The following is a 14,401-nucleotide window of genomic DNA, read 5'->3' on the forward strand; positions in this document are numbered from 1 at the left end:
CTTAAGTTACAGATCCCTGGCAACTACTCCCTGCTCCTGCAGTACAACCATAGCAATGTTGAGAAATGATAATATTTCGATCATTAAGAATGTCCTCATTATATTCACTAATATGCTGCACTTTTGAATTCACTTTTAATTCCAGCATCTGGTTGAAATCACAATCGTACAACCAGCCATCCCAACTAATGGAGATCGTATTGGTACACATCACGTTTTCAACGGCTGCAGGATTATAAGCTTCTACCAGCGCATACATATAATCTTCATAATTTTCAGAAGCTATAAGGTATTCCAGGAATCGGCTTATAGGTAAATTCGTAATTGCGAACAGACTGCCAAAATCGATATTAAAATCTTCTTTTAAAGCTTTTTTAAAATCCTGCTCCATCGCCTGTTGATCTGTAGGTAAAAATGCACCGGAAGGATTATAGACCAGATCCAGTTTTAATCCTGTGCCTTCCTGCGCGTAACCTACGGTGTTTAACATTTGAAGTGCCTTGATGGACTTGTCAAAAACACCACTACCTCGTTGCTTATCGGTTTTCTCTCTTTTGTAGAATGGCAGTGACGAAACTACGTGGACGTTATGTTTCTTAAAGAATTCCGGTAGGTCGTGATACTTCTTATTTGCGAGAATGATCGTTAGATTAGATCTAACAATGAAATCCTTTATCCCGGCCTTAGCTGCCTCTTCCACAAACCATCTAAAATTCGGATTCATTTCAGGGGCACCACCAGTAAGGTCCAGCGTATGGGCTCCGGTATTCTTGATGACTTCCAGACATTGCTTCATGGTTTCTACCGTCATGATCTCCTTACGATCGGGACCAGCATCTACATGGCAATGAGAACAAACCTGATTACACATGTAACCAAGATTCAGCTGTAAGATTTCGAGTTTTTTGGGTTTAAATGGCAGGTTGTGAGTTTCTGCGATCTTATCCCTGAAATAGGGGAGTTCGCCTTCTTCAAATATGCCTTCGCTTAAAAATTCTAACTGGTTCTTAGGGCTTGAAAGATCGTCCTTACGCGCCTTCAGGGATTTTGTGATCATATAGTTGTTTCTACGTATGTTTAGTTCTTTAATTCAGTAAAAACTTACATACTTAGCTTTTTGTATTTATTCATCATCTGCACACCATGTACAAGGGTAGCTCCACTTTCAATAGCTGCACCAGCATGAACGGCTTCCATCATCTCTTCCTTGGTAATACCACGTTGTAATCCATCCTTGGTATATGCATCGATACAATAAGGACATTTTACAACATGCGCTACTGCGAGCGCGATCAATGACTTTTCACGGGCAGAGAGAGCTCCTTCTTCGAACACTTTACCGTAGTAGTCAAAAAACTTGTTTCCAAGCTCTTCGCTCCATTCAGTAATCTCTCCAAATTTTCTAAGGTCTGCAGGATCATAATAGTTTTTAGCCATTTACTATTTTCTTATATGTGTTAATACTAATAATTACGAAAAAACCGAAGCTACAGTTTTAAACTATAGCACCCCGGTTATAGAAAGAATAATAAGTAAAAATAGGGCTACTATCGCGATTACTATCCATAACTTTGAACTGGAATTCTGAGTTCTGGTTTCTGTTGATTGATTTACTTTTTGTTCACTGTTACGATCTTCCTTAGGTACAGGCGATGATCTGTCTTTATCTTTATTCATATTGATAGTTTTACTGAAAAATAAAGCAAATTCTTAGCCTATTGAATCAGGCTTATATTTTTAACAAAGTTTTTCAATTTAACCAATTTCGCAAAATTAGTTTTGGTTTTACACTTTGCTTCTGGAACTACCTAGAACACTAACGTTTTTCGCATAACCATTATCTCTATTGACAGTTTCTCTATTCCAAATTCTTAATTTTTTCACACAAGCATTAATTTTACGAACGAAAATTTTAAGATTTTTATTTGTAAAAAGCTTATCTTATTAGGCGAAAAAATAAGTTGTATTAATATGAGAATTGATGTTCAAACGCTGCCAGTTAATGAGATTGTGCAAAATATAGCGCAATCGCTGGATGCAGATGTACAAAATCGTAGCGGCGAACTTCTAGTTGAAATCCCCTCAGACATCGGTGAAGGAATTATTCGAGGTATTAGTTTTGACTCCGGGATGGGCTATATTACCTACAATTGTAAATTTTCGCAGGATGTTGAAATTCATTTTTCTCTAAATACCGTACACCCTTTAAAATTTATTTTTTGTTCTGAAGGGAGTATTAGCCATTGCTTTCAACATAGCGATGATGAACATAGTATTGACACGTACCAGAATATCGTTGTGAGTAGCAGTGGTTATGACGGACATATATTATATTTCAAAAAAGATGTCCAAACTCATGTTTCAAGTCTGGAGATCATTAGATCTGTCTTTGCACATCGTTCCAATTATGATTTTAAAGATCTTGATCCAACCTTAAAGGAGCTATTTAAAGATGCAGTTTCGAAAAAGCAATTTTTCTACCAGGGGAATTATAGTATTAAGTCGGCAGACTTAATGGATGAGATTAATACTAAGGATTTTACCGGATTTCTTCGTAACCTGTTTCTGGAAGCCAAAGCATTTGAAATGCTTACCATACAGATAGACCAGTACCAGGATGACGAGAATGGCGAGAACCTGCCAAAAATCTTAAGAAAATCTGATATTGAAAAAGTGAACTATGTTGCTAAAAGAATACAGGGTGATCTTAGCACAAATCTTTCCGTAGAAACCCTTGCGAAAGAGGCTGGAACTAATGTGAATAAACTTCAGGAAGGCTTTAAGTATGTTTACGATCTTACGGTAAATAAATATATGCAGCATATTAAGTTAGAAGCTGCCAAAGAAATGCTGAAACTTTCAGAAAAGAACATCTCAGAAATTGTAACCTCCATCGGACTCAACAATCGTAGTTATTTCTCTAAAATCTTCAAAGAGAAGTATGGAGTGAGTCCTAAGTATTTCCTGCAAACAAAGGCAAGTATCAAAGAAGAAGAATTCGAAGAAAACTAAGATCTATCTCCTAAAAATTTCTGCGGAATCACCTCGGGATCAAAGTTCCATAAATACGGTAGTAGAAAATAGACTATCAGGCTTAGCAATACTATGCTGCCTATATTCATCCATATACCTGTTTTCATCATATCTGGAATCCTAAGATAACCTGACCCAAAAACCACGGCATTCGGGGGAGTTGCAACTGGTAGCATAAATGCACAGGAGGCAGACAGAGTAGCTCCAACCATCAAGAAATAGGGATGTAGTTCCAGCGCTATAGCCATAGATGCTAGAATGGGTAAAAGCATGGCAGTTGTCGCCAGGTTAGAAGTCACCTCGGTCAGAAAATTTACAGCAGCGATCAATACTACCACAAGTAACAATAATGGTAAATTTTCTAGATTCGTTAATTGCTCCCCTATCCAGATTGCAAGACCGCTTTGCCCAAAACCCTTTGCGAGTGCCATTCCTCCTCCAAATAATAAAATAATTCCCCAAGGAACTTTAACCGCTTCTTCCCATGTCACCAGTTTTCTACCACTTTTACCTGCAGGAATTAGAAACAGAGCTACTGCCGCGATCATCGCAATAATAGTGTCGTCTATAAATGGCAAAAAGGGCTGAATGATATAACTCCTGGTTATCCAGCAAAATGCGGTAATGGCAAAAACTGCTAAAACTCTTTTCTCCTGTATACTCATACTACCTAACTGGGCTTTGAGACGGTCGATCTCAGCCTTTCCTCCTGGAAACTCACTTTGTGTAAAACTAAAAGCTTTACTGGTAAGGTACTTCCAACAGATAAATAGCAAAATGATAGAAATAGGTAAGCCCAGAATGATCCATTTGGTAAAGCTAATTTCTATCCCATATATTTCTTCCACGATCCCGGCAAAAACCAGATTGGGTGGTGTACCAATTAATGTTGCAATTCCGCCAATAGAAGCACTGTAAGCAATAGCTAACATGAGCGCTTTTCCAAAAATCGTATTTTCATTTTCCTCACTTAATGGATTGTCTTTTAACTGGCTAATAATTGCAGTTCCAATGGGCAGCATCATTACAGATGTAGCAGTATTGCTGATCCACATGGAAAGAAATGCCGTAGCCACCATAAACCCCAAAATGATCATTTTAATATCTGCACCTATCAACTGAATGATACTTAGTGCGATCCTTCTATGTAAATCCCATCTTTCGATAGCTACCGCGAGTATGAATCCACCTAAATAAAGGAAGACATATTTATGGCCAAATGCCGCAGTTGTATCTTCTATACTCACTGCTCCGGTAAGTGGAAATAGGATAATTGGCAATAGAGCAGTTACCGCAATGGGAATTGCTTCAGAGACCCACCAGATCGCCATCCACAAAGTTATACATAGAACATCAAATGCTGCTTCGGGCATAGAATCGGGTCTACCTAACAGCTGCAGAATAAGAAAAAGAAGTGGCCCGGCTACGAGCGCTATTAATTTTAGTCTGGAATTCATATATTTCAAAAAGCTGAAGATATAGAATAATTCCTTTTAGCGAAATTCAAATAAGAAAGCCATTAATCAGTTTATGAAGAATCCAGAGAAGCTTAGAATTAGCACAAAGATCCAGGTCGCAAAAAGCAGGGAAGATGTATTCCAGACAATAACAGACAGGAAGAAATTGAACAAATTTTTTATTTCTGAAGCAAGTTCAGATCTCGAAGCTGGTAAGCGGACCACCTGGAAATTCCCGGAATTCAAATTCGTTGAGTTTTCTGTTGATGTGCTCAAAGTGGAATATCCCGAAATTATTGTACTAACATGGGAAGGTGCGGAAAATCATATTACCACGGTAACTTTTGAACTTACTGAAATTGAAAAAAATCAAACATTGGTTTCAATTGTAGAAGAAGGAATGCAAAATGACGATGAAGGTATTGCCTGGCTCGGCAGAAACTCGGAAGGTTGGGCAAATTTTCTGGCCTGTCTCAAAGCCTATCTTGAATATGGAATCAATCTAAGGGAAGGCGCTTTTGAATTCTTACGAAATGATCAAAAATCCTAAATAAAAAAACCCGGCAAATTGCCGGGTTTTCTAATTATATGAGTTGATGATTACATCATTCCTGGCATACCTCCGCCCATTCCTTGTGGCATTCCACCTCCAGCATTGTCTTCTGGAAGATCGATAAGCGCACACTCGGTTGTAAGGATCATACCAGCAACTGAAGCTGCATTTTCCAATGCTACTCTTGTTACTTTCTTAGGATCAATAATACCAGCTTTCAGCATATCTACGTAAGTATCTGTTTTGGCATCATAACCGAAGTCATTCTTACCTTCAAGTACTTTGTTAATCACTACTGAACCTTCACCACCAGCATTTTGCACGATAGTTCTCAATGGAGATTCGATAGCTTTAGAAACGATCTGTACTCCAGTTGCTTCATCAGCATTTTCAGTCTTGATCTTGCTTAGTACAGCCTGAGCTCTAACTAATGCAACACCACCACCAGCAACGATACCTTCTTCTACAGCCGCTCTGGTTGCGTGAAGTGCATCATCTACTCTGTCTTTCTTCTCTTTCATTTCAACTTCTGAAGCTGCACCTACATAAAGTACGGCAACACCACCAGCTAATTTAGCCAGACGCTCCTGAAGCTTTTCTCTATCATAATCTGAAGTAGTAGACTCGATCTGAGATTTGATCTGGTTCACTCTGCTCTGGATATCATCATTGTTTCCAGCGCCGTTTACGATCGTAGTATTATCCTTGTCTATCGCTACTTTTTCAGCAGTACCTAACATATCGATAGTAGCATTTTCTAAAGTGAATCCTCTTTCTTCAGAAATTACAGTACCACCAGTAAGGATAGCGATATCTTCTAACATTGCTTTTCTACGGTCACCAAATCCTGGAGCTTTCACTGCAGCGATCTTCAATGATCCACGAAGTTTATTAACTACCAGTGTAGCAAGAGCTTCACCATCAACATCTTCAGCAATAATCAATAAAGGCTTTCCAGACTGAGCAACTGGCTCTAATACAGGAAGTAGATCTTTCATTGAAGAGATCTTCTTGTCAAAAAGAAGAATATATGGATCTTCAAGATCTGCCGTCATTTTCTCAGAATTTGTCACGAAATAAGGAGATAAGTATCCTCTATCGAACTGCATTCCTTCCACAACATCAACATAAGTCTCTGTTCCTTTAGCTTCTTCTACAGTGATCACACCTTCTTTACCAACTTTTCCGAATGCCTGAGCGATCAAATCACCAATAACATCGTCATTGTTCGCAGAAATAGATGCAACCTGCTTGATTTTTTCTGAAGAGTCACCTACTTCTTTAGTTTGCTTAGCAAGATCTGCAGTAAGAGATTCAACAGCTTTATCGATACCACGTTTCAGATCCATTGGATTTGCACCAGCAGCAACGTTCTTCAAACCTTCCTGTACGATAGCCTGAGCAAGAACTGTAGCGGTAGTAGTACCGTCACCAGCAAGATCATTGGTTTTGGAAGCAACTTCCTTCACCATCTGAGCTCCCATATTTTCTAAAGGATCCTCAAGTTCAATTTCTTTTGCTACAGTTACACCATCTTTAGTTACAGTTGGTGCCCCAAAAGATTTACTAATAATTACGTTACGACCTTTAGGTCCTAAAGTTACTTTTACAGCGTTCGCTAATGCATCAACTCCACGTTTGATCCCATTACGAGCCTGAATGTCAAATTTTATATCTTTTGCCATCTTTATAATTTTTAATCTTCTATAGTAAGACTACAGAATAATTGGTTAATTAATTTTTCGATTATAAATTCCAGCGGCTGCTGGAAAATTGAAGTGAAACTTATACTATCGCTAGTATATCATCTTCCCGCATGATCAGGTAATCTGTTCCTTCCAGCTTTAGCTCTGTTCCGGCATATTTACCGTAAAGAACTGTATCACCTTCTTTAACTGTCATCTCATGATCTTTGGTACCTCCACCAACAGCTACAACTTTACCTTTTTGAGGTTTTTCTTTAGCTGTTTCAGGAATAATAATACCAGAAGCAGTTTTGTTTTCTGCAGCAACAGGCTCAATTACAACCCTGTCTGAAAGTGGCTTAATGTTTAGTCCCATTTTATTAATTTTTATTATTAGGTTAATTAATTTTTCAAATACGGGAGACATATTTCTAAAATTATGCCAGCTCTAATTCTCTGCCATAAGACAAAAAAAAATGCCAGCTTGTCATAAGCTGGCATTTTCAAATGTTGTTGAGTATCTTAACTACTGCTCATTGTCAGTTTGAGTTGCTGGTTGAGCTGCAGGCATTTCAGTATTTACAGGTTCGTCACTTTCGAAAACCCTTGTTCCAGCTTCGGCTGGTTTGTCCATAATAGCTACGTTAGAAAGCAGGATCAAAACAAGCAATAAAGTTGCAAGTGTCCAGGTACTTTTATCTAAAAAGTCTCCAGTTTTTTTAACCCCTCCAACTTGCTGACCTCCGCCACCAAAAGAAGAAGATAGTCCTCCACCCTTAGGGTTTTGAACCATGATCACAACTACCAGCAAAAATGCTACGATAATTATTAAAGCTAAAAATATAGTGAATGTGCTCATTCTTAATCGTTATTAGTGTCTTGTAATTTTTCTATTGCCCGAATTTGGTCTGCAAAGAAACCACTTTTTTCGGGATTTTTCAAAATTAATATTTTATATGCCTGAATGGCTTTTTTATAGTTCTTTTGTTCAAGGTAAACGCGCGCTAAAGTCTCTGTCATCAGCGACTCCTGGCTGGTCATAGAATCTTCAGCAAGATTATTTTTGGAAACAGATTTTACCGGTTTGATCTTAGGATTTTTAGCAATAAACTCTTCAATAAGATCAAATTTTCTCTGGCGATCTTCGTTTTCAGGTTCTTCTTCCTCGTTTTCTCTTTCTACAGGTTCTGCCTTGGTTAATTTTAACCATTCAGAAAATGAATGAGATTCCTTTTGGTCAAAGTCTAAAGGTTTTCCAATTTCCAGGTTATCTTCTTCGGAAGCTCCACTGGTATTCGCAGACCCTGAAGAATTATCTTTCAACTGCGCCCGTTCGAACAGTGCAGGATCCATTACACGTTCAGATTCAGACTGCTTCATTTTGATCGCATCATCCAGATCTATACTTCGCCTTCCATGAACTTCTTCATGTTCGTAGACCGTCATTTCCTTCAGTCGGTCTTCCTGCTGCCTGATTTGTCTGGCGATCGTGTTTTGATTAAATTCTTCAGAAGTAATAAAATCAAAAAGAATATCACGGTCTGTGGTATATGCGGCGGTTTTTTTTAATGCTGAATTGTAACTGAATTCCTGATGTTCTTTCAGTCCCTTCAGTCTTATAGCGCGAGCCGCCTGAAAATAAGGTGCTTTCTCCAGCAAAATTTCCAGTTCCCGCGTTTGTTCTTTAGTGATTTCCGCAGGAGAGTTCAGTAAGTCAATGAGTGCTTTCTTTTCCATTACCAGTCGGTAAGCGCCGCGTTAAAAATATCCTGCGTAATTCTCGTATAGATCTCATCCAGCGCGGTCTCCAGGTTTGCCCCTATCAATTGTTGCTGTGCCGGATAATCATAATAGAAAGAAAAACGCTTTTCAAAATCCTTTTCTGGTTCCAGTGTATTGTAATAACGAACGTTTACTGCAATGGTCAGTCTACTTTGAGCAGCGGTATCCTCAGCAGTGGCAGACATTGGCGATACGTAGAACTGCGTAATTTCACCTTCAAAGATCAAATCTCCATTGGTATTGGTAAGACTTAAACTTGTTTGATTTTGAATAAGGTCCTGCAAAGAGATCGTGAATGAACGGTCTATACCAGGTTCCACAAGATCTGCATTATTCTGGAAGAAATTTACCTGAAATGTTTCGGCATCTCCCGTATCTGCTCCCGTAAACGAATAGGACATACAGGAAGATAAACTCAAACTAACCAGTAATACCGTAATAATGCTAAGAATTCTCGTCATTTATTATAGATTGTATTGTTTGATCTTACGATATAAAGTTCGTTCACTTATTCCTAATTCTTCCGCCGCCGCCTTGCGCTTTCCACTGTGTCTTTCCAGCGACTTTTTGATAAGCTCCAACTCTTTATCCTGAAGCGAAAGTGTTTCTTCCTCTTCGATCTCTTCAGCAAAATAATACTTATCCTTTTCTTCCTGACTTGGTGATGAAGAATTTTGTTGCGGAATTTGAAGTACGTTCAACTCATCTTCATCAATATCTGCTTCATCAATATCATCACCGCTATTTCCGTAGATCTTTTCAATAAGACCTTCATTCTCATCCTGAACCTGTTGACTATCTCCTTCCTGCATTAACTTCAGTGTTAATTTCTTCAAATCGTTCAGGTCACTTTTCATATCGAATAAGACCTTATAAAGGATCTCTCTCTCATTGCTGAAATCTCCTTCTTTCTTTTTATCTGAAATTACTGCTGGTAAATTGCTGCCAATATCCGGAAGATATTGTCTTAATTCATCGCCGCTAATATTTCTCTTCTGTTCCAGAACGGAAACCTGCTCTGCAATATTTCGTAACTGCCGAATGTTTCCTCCCCAACGATATTTTAACAACAAAGCAACTGCTTCATCATCAAGCTTTATCGTAGGCATCTTATATTTTAATCCGAAATCTGACGCAAATTTCCTGAAAAGCAGATGAATATCACCTTTTCTTTCCCTTAATGGCGGCAATGCAATTTCCACCGTGCTCAAACGGTAATAAAGATCTTCCCGGAATTTATCCTTTTTGATGTTTTCGAACATATTAATATTCGTAGCAGCTACGATACGAACATCGGTTTTCTGAACTTTTGAAGAACCTACTTTTATAAATTCACCATTCTCAAGCACACGAAGCAGTCTTACCTGCGTTGGCAACGGTAACTCCCCTACCTCATCAAGAAATATGGTCCCACCATCGGCTACCTCGAAATAACCACTTCTGGTTTGAGTAGCACCGGTAAAAGCACCTTTTTCGTGTCCGAACAATTCACTATCGATAGTTCCTTCAGGAATTGCTCCACAGTTCACTGCGATGTACTTCCCATGTTTACGATGAGAAAGCGCGTGTATGATCTTCGGAATACTTTCCTTACCAACTCCACTTTCACCGGTAACAAGTACTGAAATATCTGTGGGCGCAACCTGAATTGCCTTTTCTACTGCACGATTAAGCTTTGGATCATCTCCAATAATTCCAAATCGCTGTTTAATTGCCTGAACTGATTCCATTTAAAACTTCAGTATTATTAGACATTCTTCAGTACAAGTGAGAAGAACGTCATTATTCTTGTTAATTATTATCACTATATCCTACTGGTTCTCCTATGAGAGTAGCACTGGTGCAGTCATTTATTTTTACGTTTACAAAATCACCTATCTTATAATCTTCCTTATCAAAAACCACAACGGTATTTTGTGAATTTCTACCACTCCAGTGTTTATCAGATTTTTTTGATTCTCTTTCGATCAGGACTTCGGTGATTTCACCTAAGAAACGTTTTGTTCGTTGTTTACTATGCTTCTGCTGAAGATCAACGATTTCCTGTAGGCGTCTTTTCTTCACCTCATGAGGCACATCATCTGCCAGCTTTCTCTCAGCCATAGTTCCGGGTCTTTCAGAATAGGCATACATATAACCGAAATCGTAAACAACTTTCTCCATTAAGGACAAGGTATCCTGGTGATCCTCTTCAGTTTCTGTTGGAAAGCCGGTGATCATATCCTGAGAAATCCCGCAGTTAGGAATCATCTCCCTGATATTTCGAATAAGCTCAAAATATTCTTCGCGGGTGTGCAACCTGTTCATCGCTTTTAAAATTCGGTTACTTCCAGATTGAACCGGCAAATGTATATAGTTACAGATATTAGGATATTTAGCCACCATTTTGATTACATCAAGCGTCATGTCCTGTGGATTGGAAGTTGAGAATCTTATTCTCATTTTAGGATGTGCTTCTGCAACAAGTTTCAGAAGCTGAGAGAAATCTGTCGCCGTCGCCTTCTGAATTTCAGTAGCATTTTTAAAGTCTTTTTTTAGTCCGCCACCGTACCATAGATAACTATCTACATTCTGACCTAATAAGGTGATCTCTTTAAAACCTTTATTTGCCAGATCGTTCACCTCTTCTAAAATACTTTGAGGATCACGACTGCGTTCACGACCGCGGGTAAACGGAACCACGCAAAAAGTACACATATTATCACAACCTCGGGTAATGGATACAAATGCTGAAACGCCATTACTTTGCAGGCGTACCGGAGAAATATCTCCGTAAGTCTCCTCCTTGCTTAGAAGTACGTTCATGGCACTTCTTCCTTCTTCTATTTCACTCACAAGGTTTGGAAGATCTTTATAAGCATCTGGCCCCACAACCATATCCACGATCTTCTCTTCTTCCAGGAATTTACTTTTAAGACGCTCTGCCATACAACCGAGCACTCCCACTTTCATTCCCGGGTTTATTCTTTTAACAGCATTATATTTTTCAAGTCTTTTTCTAACAGTTTGCTCCGCTTTATCACGAATCGAGCAGGTATTTACCAGAACAAGATCTGCCTCTTCTAACTTTTGCGTAGTATTAAAACCCTCTTTACTAAGAATGGAAGCAACTATTTCTGAATCACTGAAGTTCATTGCGCATCCAAAACTTTCAATAAAAAGTTTCCGGGTATTTTCAGCTTTAGGCTCCATGACTAAAGAGTTCCCTTGCTTTTTTTCGTCTATTGTCTTCTCCATAAATCTATACTAACCTCCGGGTTTTTAGAATCGCAAAGATAGAACTAAACAGGGTTCTGACAAAGTGACAGAAAAAATTTTCTTAAATCTTACGCAACCTTTTCGAAAGTATAGCATCTAACAGATACCTAACCACAATTACACATGAAAAATTTAATTTTTGTGTTACTACTATCACCACTTTTCCTCTTCACCTCTTGTGAGGAGGATAGTGATGATGAGTTCACTACAGTTGCAGTTCCCGTAACTCAGTCCATCGCTGATTTTCGTGCTTCCGTAGAAATTCAGGCTCCCCGGGAAATCAAGGAATCGGGAAAGATCTACGCCTGGCAGAATTATATATTCATCAACGACAAAAACGAAGGTGTTCACATCATCAACAATACCGACCCATTCAATCCCGTAAAAGTTCAGTTTTTAAAGATCCCACGAAATACAGATGTGGCCATTAGAAATAATATGCTATACGCAAATAATGGGATGGACCTGGTCGTTTTCGATCTTAGGGACATGAATGCTATTAAGGAGGCTGGCAGAGTCAAAGATATTTTTCCTAATTACTATCGCAATCCACCAGGACAGGTAAGTTTCGTCGACTTTGAAAATTTTGATCATACTACTGAAGTTATTATAGGCTATATAACTGAATCCAGGAAAATAGAGTATGCTAGAGGCGATCTGGTCAACGAGCCATTCTTTTCTGAAGCAGATGGAGGTGGATCTGGTACTGGTGGAAGTATGGCCAGGTTCACAATCAATGACGAATTATTATATATAGCTGAAGAAAGCGAACTCTCTGTAGTGGATATTAGTAATCCCTCTAATCCAGTTGAGCTAAGCAGCGAATATGCAGGATGGAACATAGAAACAATTTTCTATTATCAGGATCATCTATATCTGGGTAGTGCTACTGGAATGTATATCTATGACCTGAAGAATCCGCAGTCTCCCCAGCAGGTTTCTTTCCTTCAACATGTATTGGGCTGTGATCCTGTGGTTGTAAAAGATAACTACGCATACGTGACGATTCGTGGTGGGAACAATTGCGGACAAAATTTTAATCAATTGGATGTTGTGGATGTTTCAGACAAGAACAATCCAAGAATTGTAAATTCCTACGAAATGAATAATCCCTTTGGCTTAGGCGTAAAGGATGACTGGCTTTTTGTTTGCGACGGTGATGAAGGGCTGAAAATATTTGATACTAAAAACACCCCCGATCTTAGTCTTGTAGATCAATTTACAAACATTAACACCTATGATGTCATTCCTCTTGATGAGAAGCTGCTAATGATCGGGGATAATACACTATCCCAATATTCCTATAAGGGTAACGAGGTTAATTTAATTAGTACATTCTCTTTGAATTGATGACCCTTTTTTTGTTTGGTTTTTTGAAAAATCCCCGCTGCCCCGGGGATTTTTTGTTTCCTGTATTTTAATATTTCTTCTTGCTAATTCTATTACCAGTAATTTGACGCTGAGCTTTACTTTTGAATCTGCTTACATCATCACTTCTTAGCTTCTCATGTTTTGTCTTTCTACCCTGAACCCTCGCTCTCCATTTTCTCCAGTTTCTTGGATGCATTTGCTCACGCATGAACCTGATAACCTCCACCTCTTTTAAACCAAATTGAAATTCGATAGCTTCGAAGGTAGTTCTGTCCTCCCAGGCCATGGCGATTATTCGATCTATCTGCCTCTCGTCTAATTCATATTCTTCTGCGATCATAATTATGTTTATTGTTTACACTTCAAAGTTAAACAATTTATTTGCAGGAAATAAAAAACCCTCTACATTTCTGAAGAGGGTTCTTATATAATTTGAATCTAACTATGCCTGAAATGGCTCGATAGAAACATAAGATTTATCATCTTTCTTCTTAGTGAATTTCACTAGTCCGTCAACTTTAGCATGTAAAGTATGATCTTTTCCAGCGTATACGTTATCACCTGGACGGTGAGCAGTACCTCTTTGTCTTACGATAATATTTCCCGCAACAGCAGCTTGTCCACCAAAGATCTTCACGCCTAAACGTTTCGATTCTGATTCTCTACCGTTCTTGGAACTACCAACTCCTTTTTTATGTGCCATCTTATTTCGTTTTTAGTAGTTTAAACTAGCTTAATGCAGCAATTAATTCTGCTTTTTTCATTGAAGAATATCCTTCAACGCCTTTTTCTTTAGCCATTTCTCTCAGTTCTGCAACTGTATTCTGACTTAGATCGTTTGAAGATTCTTCTTTTTTAGTTTCCTTCTTAGGCTCTTCTTTCTTAGCTGAAGTGGATTTTGATCCACCTTTAAGATCGATACCTTCGATAAGAATTTCAGTAAGTGCCTGTCTGTGACCATTTTTGGTTCTGTAACCCTTACGTCTTTTCTTCTTGAAAACGATTACTTTGTCTCCTTTAAGGTGACGGTTGATCTTTGCTCCAACCAAAGCTCCTTCTATAGCCGGGGCGCCAACAGTAATGCTATCTCCATCTGCAGTAAGAAGTACCTTATCGAAAGAGATACTGTCTCCTTCTTTACCTGCTAGGCGATTAACATAAACTCTCTGGTCTTTTGCAACTTTAAATTGCTGCCCTGCTATCTCTACAATTGCGTACATAGCGTATAATTAGTTATATAAATACTTAATAAAATCACTTCC

The 14,401-nt window shown here is 38.6% G+C and carries 17 protein-coding genes; 3 read left to right on the forward strand and 14 right to left on the reverse strand.

Features of this window, described 5'->3' with window-relative positions; all coding sequences use genetic code 11:
* Position 1: 1 nt before the first annotated feature.
* The 3 genes from arsS to T8I65_RS14805 all read right to left on the reverse strand — a co-directional run bounded on the left by arsS (position 2) and on the right by T8I65_RS14805 (position 1,677).
* The gene (arsS, locus tag T8I65_RS14795) at positions 2–1,057 is read right to left on the reverse strand and encodes an arsenosugar biosynthesis radical SAM (seleno)protein ArsS (protein ID WP_322301322.1); all 1,056 of its coding nucleotides are present in this window, start codon (positions 1,055–1,057) and stop codon (positions 2–4) included.
* Positions 1,058–1,101: 44 nt separating this feature from the next.
* Positions 1,102–1,437 (reverse strand): arsenosugar biosynthesis-associated peroxidase-like protein, encoded by a 336-nt coding sequence (locus T8I65_RS14800; protein ID WP_141878980.1) that lies wholly within the window; start codon positions 1,435–1,437, stop codon positions 1,102–1,104.
* 63 nt (positions 1,438–1,500) lie between these two features.
* A complete protein-coding gene (locus T8I65_RS14805; RefSeq protein WP_322301323.1) occupies positions 1,501–1,677 on the reverse strand; it encodes a hypothetical protein in 177 nt (58 codons plus the stop codon).
* A gap of 294 nt (positions 1,678–1,971) precedes the next feature.
* Here T8I65_RS14805 and T8I65_RS14810 point away from each other — a divergent pair, with 294 nt between their 5' ends.
* Complete coding sequence (locus T8I65_RS14810) at positions 1,972–3,012, forward strand: AraC family transcriptional regulator (RefSeq protein WP_322301324.1); 1,041 nt, start codon at positions 1,972–1,974, stop codon at positions 3,010–3,012.
* Here T8I65_RS14810 and T8I65_RS14815 read toward each other — a convergent pair.
* Positions 3,009–4,490, reverse strand: coding sequence for an SLC13 family permease (locus tag T8I65_RS14815; protein ID WP_322301325.1), 1,482 nt, complete (start codon positions 4,488–4,490; stop codon positions 3,009–3,011). The two genes, T8I65_RS14810 and T8I65_RS14815, sit on opposite strands and share 4 nt — an antisense overlap.
* A 73-nt stretch (positions 4,491–4,563) precedes the next feature.
* Between T8I65_RS14815 and T8I65_RS14820 the strand changes: the two genes are divergently transcribed.
* Positions 4,564–5,040, forward strand: coding sequence for an SRPBCC domain-containing protein (locus T8I65_RS14820; RefSeq protein ID WP_322301326.1), 477 nt, complete (start codon positions 4,564–4,566; stop codon positions 5,038–5,040).
* 50 nt (positions 5,041–5,090) lie between these two features.
* Here the strand turns inward: T8I65_RS14820 and groL are convergent, their stop codons facing one another.
* From groL to miaB, 7 genes are all read right to left on the reverse strand, one after another.
* Positions 5,091–6,728 carry a chaperonin GroEL gene (groL, locus tag T8I65_RS14825; RefSeq protein ID WP_141878984.1) on the reverse strand — a complete coding sequence of 546 codons (1,638 nt, stop codon included), beginning with the start codon at positions 6,726–6,728 and terminating at the stop codon, positions 5,091–5,093.
* Positions 6,729–6,828: 100 nt separating this feature from the next.
* Positions 6,829–7,104 carry a co-chaperone GroES gene (locus T8I65_RS14830; RefSeq protein ID WP_026913982.1) on the reverse strand — a complete coding sequence of 92 codons (276 nt, stop codon included), beginning with the start codon at positions 7,102–7,104 and terminating at the stop codon, positions 6,829–6,831.
* A gap of 150 nt (positions 7,105–7,254) precedes the next feature.
* Positions 7,255–7,587 carry a preprotein translocase subunit SecG gene (secG, locus tag T8I65_RS14835; protein WP_141878986.1) on the reverse strand — a complete coding sequence of 111 codons (333 nt, stop codon included), beginning with the start codon at positions 7,585–7,587 and terminating at the stop codon, positions 7,255–7,257.
* Positions 7,588–7,589: 2 nt separating this feature from the next.
* Complete coding sequence (locus T8I65_RS14840) at positions 7,590–8,465, reverse strand: hypothetical protein (RefSeq protein WP_322301327.1); 876 nt, start codon at positions 8,463–8,465, stop codon at positions 7,590–7,592.
* A complete protein-coding gene (locus T8I65_RS14845) occupies positions 8,465–8,971 on the reverse strand; it encodes an LptE family protein (protein WP_322301328.1) in 507 nt (168 codons plus the stop codon). The genes T8I65_RS14840 and T8I65_RS14845 overlap by 1 nt, the downstream gene beginning before the upstream one ends.
* A gap of 3 nt (positions 8,972–8,974) precedes the next feature.
* Positions 8,975–10,240, reverse strand: coding sequence for a sigma-54 dependent transcriptional regulator (locus T8I65_RS14850; protein ID WP_322301329.1), 1,266 nt, complete (start codon positions 10,238–10,240; stop codon positions 8,975–8,977).
* A 61-nt stretch (positions 10,241–10,301) separates the two neighbouring features.
* Positions 10,302–11,747 (reverse strand): tRNA (N6-isopentenyl adenosine(37)-C2)-methylthiotransferase MiaB, encoded by a 1,446-nt coding sequence (gene miaB / locus T8I65_RS14855; RefSeq protein WP_322301330.1) that lies wholly within the window; start codon positions 11,745–11,747, stop codon positions 10,302–10,304.
* 144 nt (positions 11,748–11,891) lie between these two features.
* Here miaB and T8I65_RS14860 point away from each other — a divergent pair, with 144 nt between their 5' ends.
* Positions 11,892–13,118, forward strand: a complete 1,227-nt coding sequence (locus tag T8I65_RS14860; protein ID WP_322301331.1) for a hypothetical protein — start codon at positions 11,892–11,894, stop codon at positions 13,116–13,118.
* Between the two features lie 67 nt (positions 13,119–13,185).
* Here the strand turns inward: T8I65_RS14860 and T8I65_RS14865 are convergent, their stop codons facing one another.
* From T8I65_RS14865 to rplU, 3 genes are all read right to left on the reverse strand, one after another.
* Positions 13,186–13,479, reverse strand: a complete 294-nt coding sequence (locus T8I65_RS14865) for a TIGR03643 family protein (RefSeq protein WP_322301332.1) — start codon at positions 13,477–13,479, stop codon at positions 13,186–13,188.
* A 102-nt stretch (positions 13,480–13,581) separates the two neighbouring features.
* Complete coding sequence (gene rpmA, locus T8I65_RS14870) at positions 13,582–13,842, reverse strand: 50S ribosomal protein L27 (RefSeq protein ID WP_141878995.1); 261 nt, start codon at positions 13,840–13,842, stop codon at positions 13,582–13,584.
* 25 nt (positions 13,843–13,867) lie between these two features.
* Positions 13,868–14,359: a 50S ribosomal protein L21 gene (rplU, locus tag T8I65_RS14875; protein ID WP_322301333.1), complete on the reverse strand. Its 492-nt coding sequence runs from the start codon at positions 14,357–14,359 to the stop codon at positions 13,868–13,870.
* Positions 14,360–14,401 lie beyond the last annotated feature (42 nt).

It is taken from the genome of Christiangramia sp. OXR-203 (assembly GCF_034372165.1).
Classification (GTDB): domain Bacteria; phylum Bacteroidota; class Bacteroidia; order Flavobacteriales; family Flavobacteriaceae; genus Christiangramia.

Excerpts from the sequence above, each read along its gene's own strand:
- secG (WP_141878986.1), bottom strand. The coding sequence starts at position 7,587 with ATGAGCACATTCACTATATTTTTAGCTTTAATAATTATCGTAGCATTT.
- rplU (WP_322301333.1), bottom strand. The coding sequence starts at position 14,359 with ATGTACGCAATTGTAGAGATAGCAGGGCAGCAATTTAAAGTTGCAAAA.
- T8I65_RS14845 (WP_322301328.1), bottom strand. The coding sequence starts at position 8,971 with ATGACGAGAATTCTTAGCATTATTACGGTATTACTGGTTAGTTTGAGT.
- T8I65_RS14865 (WP_322301332.1), bottom strand. The coding sequence starts at position 13,479 with ATGATCGCAGAAGAATATGAATTAGACGAGAGGCAGATAGATCGAATA.
- T8I65_RS14860 (WP_322301331.1), top strand. The coding sequence starts at position 11,892 with ATGAAAAATTTAATTTTTGTGTTACTACTATCACCACTTTTCCTCTTC.
- T8I65_RS14830 (WP_026913982.1), bottom strand. The coding sequence starts at position 7,104 with ATGGGACTAAACATTAAGCCACTTTCAGACAGGGTTGTAATTGAGCCT.
- T8I65_RS14820 (WP_322301326.1), top strand. The coding sequence starts at position 4,564 with ATGAAGAATCCAGAGAAGCTTAGAATTAGCACAAAGATCCAGGTCGCA.
- miaB (WP_322301330.1), bottom strand. The coding sequence starts at position 11,747 with ATGGAGAAGACAATAGACGAAAAAAAGCAAGGGAACTCTTTAGTCATG.
- groL (WP_141878984.1), bottom strand. The coding sequence starts at position 6,728 with ATGGCAAAAGATATAAAATTTGACATTCAGGCTCGTAATGGGATCAAA.
- T8I65_RS14805 (WP_322301323.1), bottom strand. The coding sequence starts at position 1,677 with ATGAATAAAGATAAAGACAGATCATCGCCTGTACCTAAGGAAGATCGT.
- T8I65_RS14815 (WP_322301325.1), bottom strand. The coding sequence starts at position 4,490 with ATGAATTCCAGACTAAAATTAATAGCGCTCGTAGCCGGGCCACTTCTT.
- T8I65_RS14840 (WP_322301327.1), bottom strand. The coding sequence starts at position 8,465 with ATGGAAAAGAAAGCACTCATTGACTTACTGAACTCTCCTGCGGAAATC.
- T8I65_RS14810 (WP_322301324.1), top strand. The coding sequence starts at position 1,972 with ATGAGAATTGATGTTCAAACGCTGCCAGTTAATGAGATTGTGCAAAAT.
- T8I65_RS14800 (WP_141878980.1), bottom strand. The coding sequence starts at position 1,437 with ATGGCTAAAAACTATTATGATCCTGCAGACCTTAGAAAATTTGGAGAG.
- T8I65_RS14850 (WP_322301329.1), bottom strand. The coding sequence starts at position 10,240 with ATGGAATCAGTTCAGGCAATTAAACAGCGATTTGGAATTATTGGAGAT.
- arsS (WP_322301322.1), bottom strand. The coding sequence starts at position 1,057 with ATGATCACAAAATCCCTGAAGGCGCGTAAGGACGATCTTTCAAGCCCT.
- rpmA (WP_141878995.1), bottom strand. The coding sequence starts at position 13,842 with ATGGCACATAAAAAAGGAGTTGGTAGTTCCAAGAACGGTAGAGAATCA.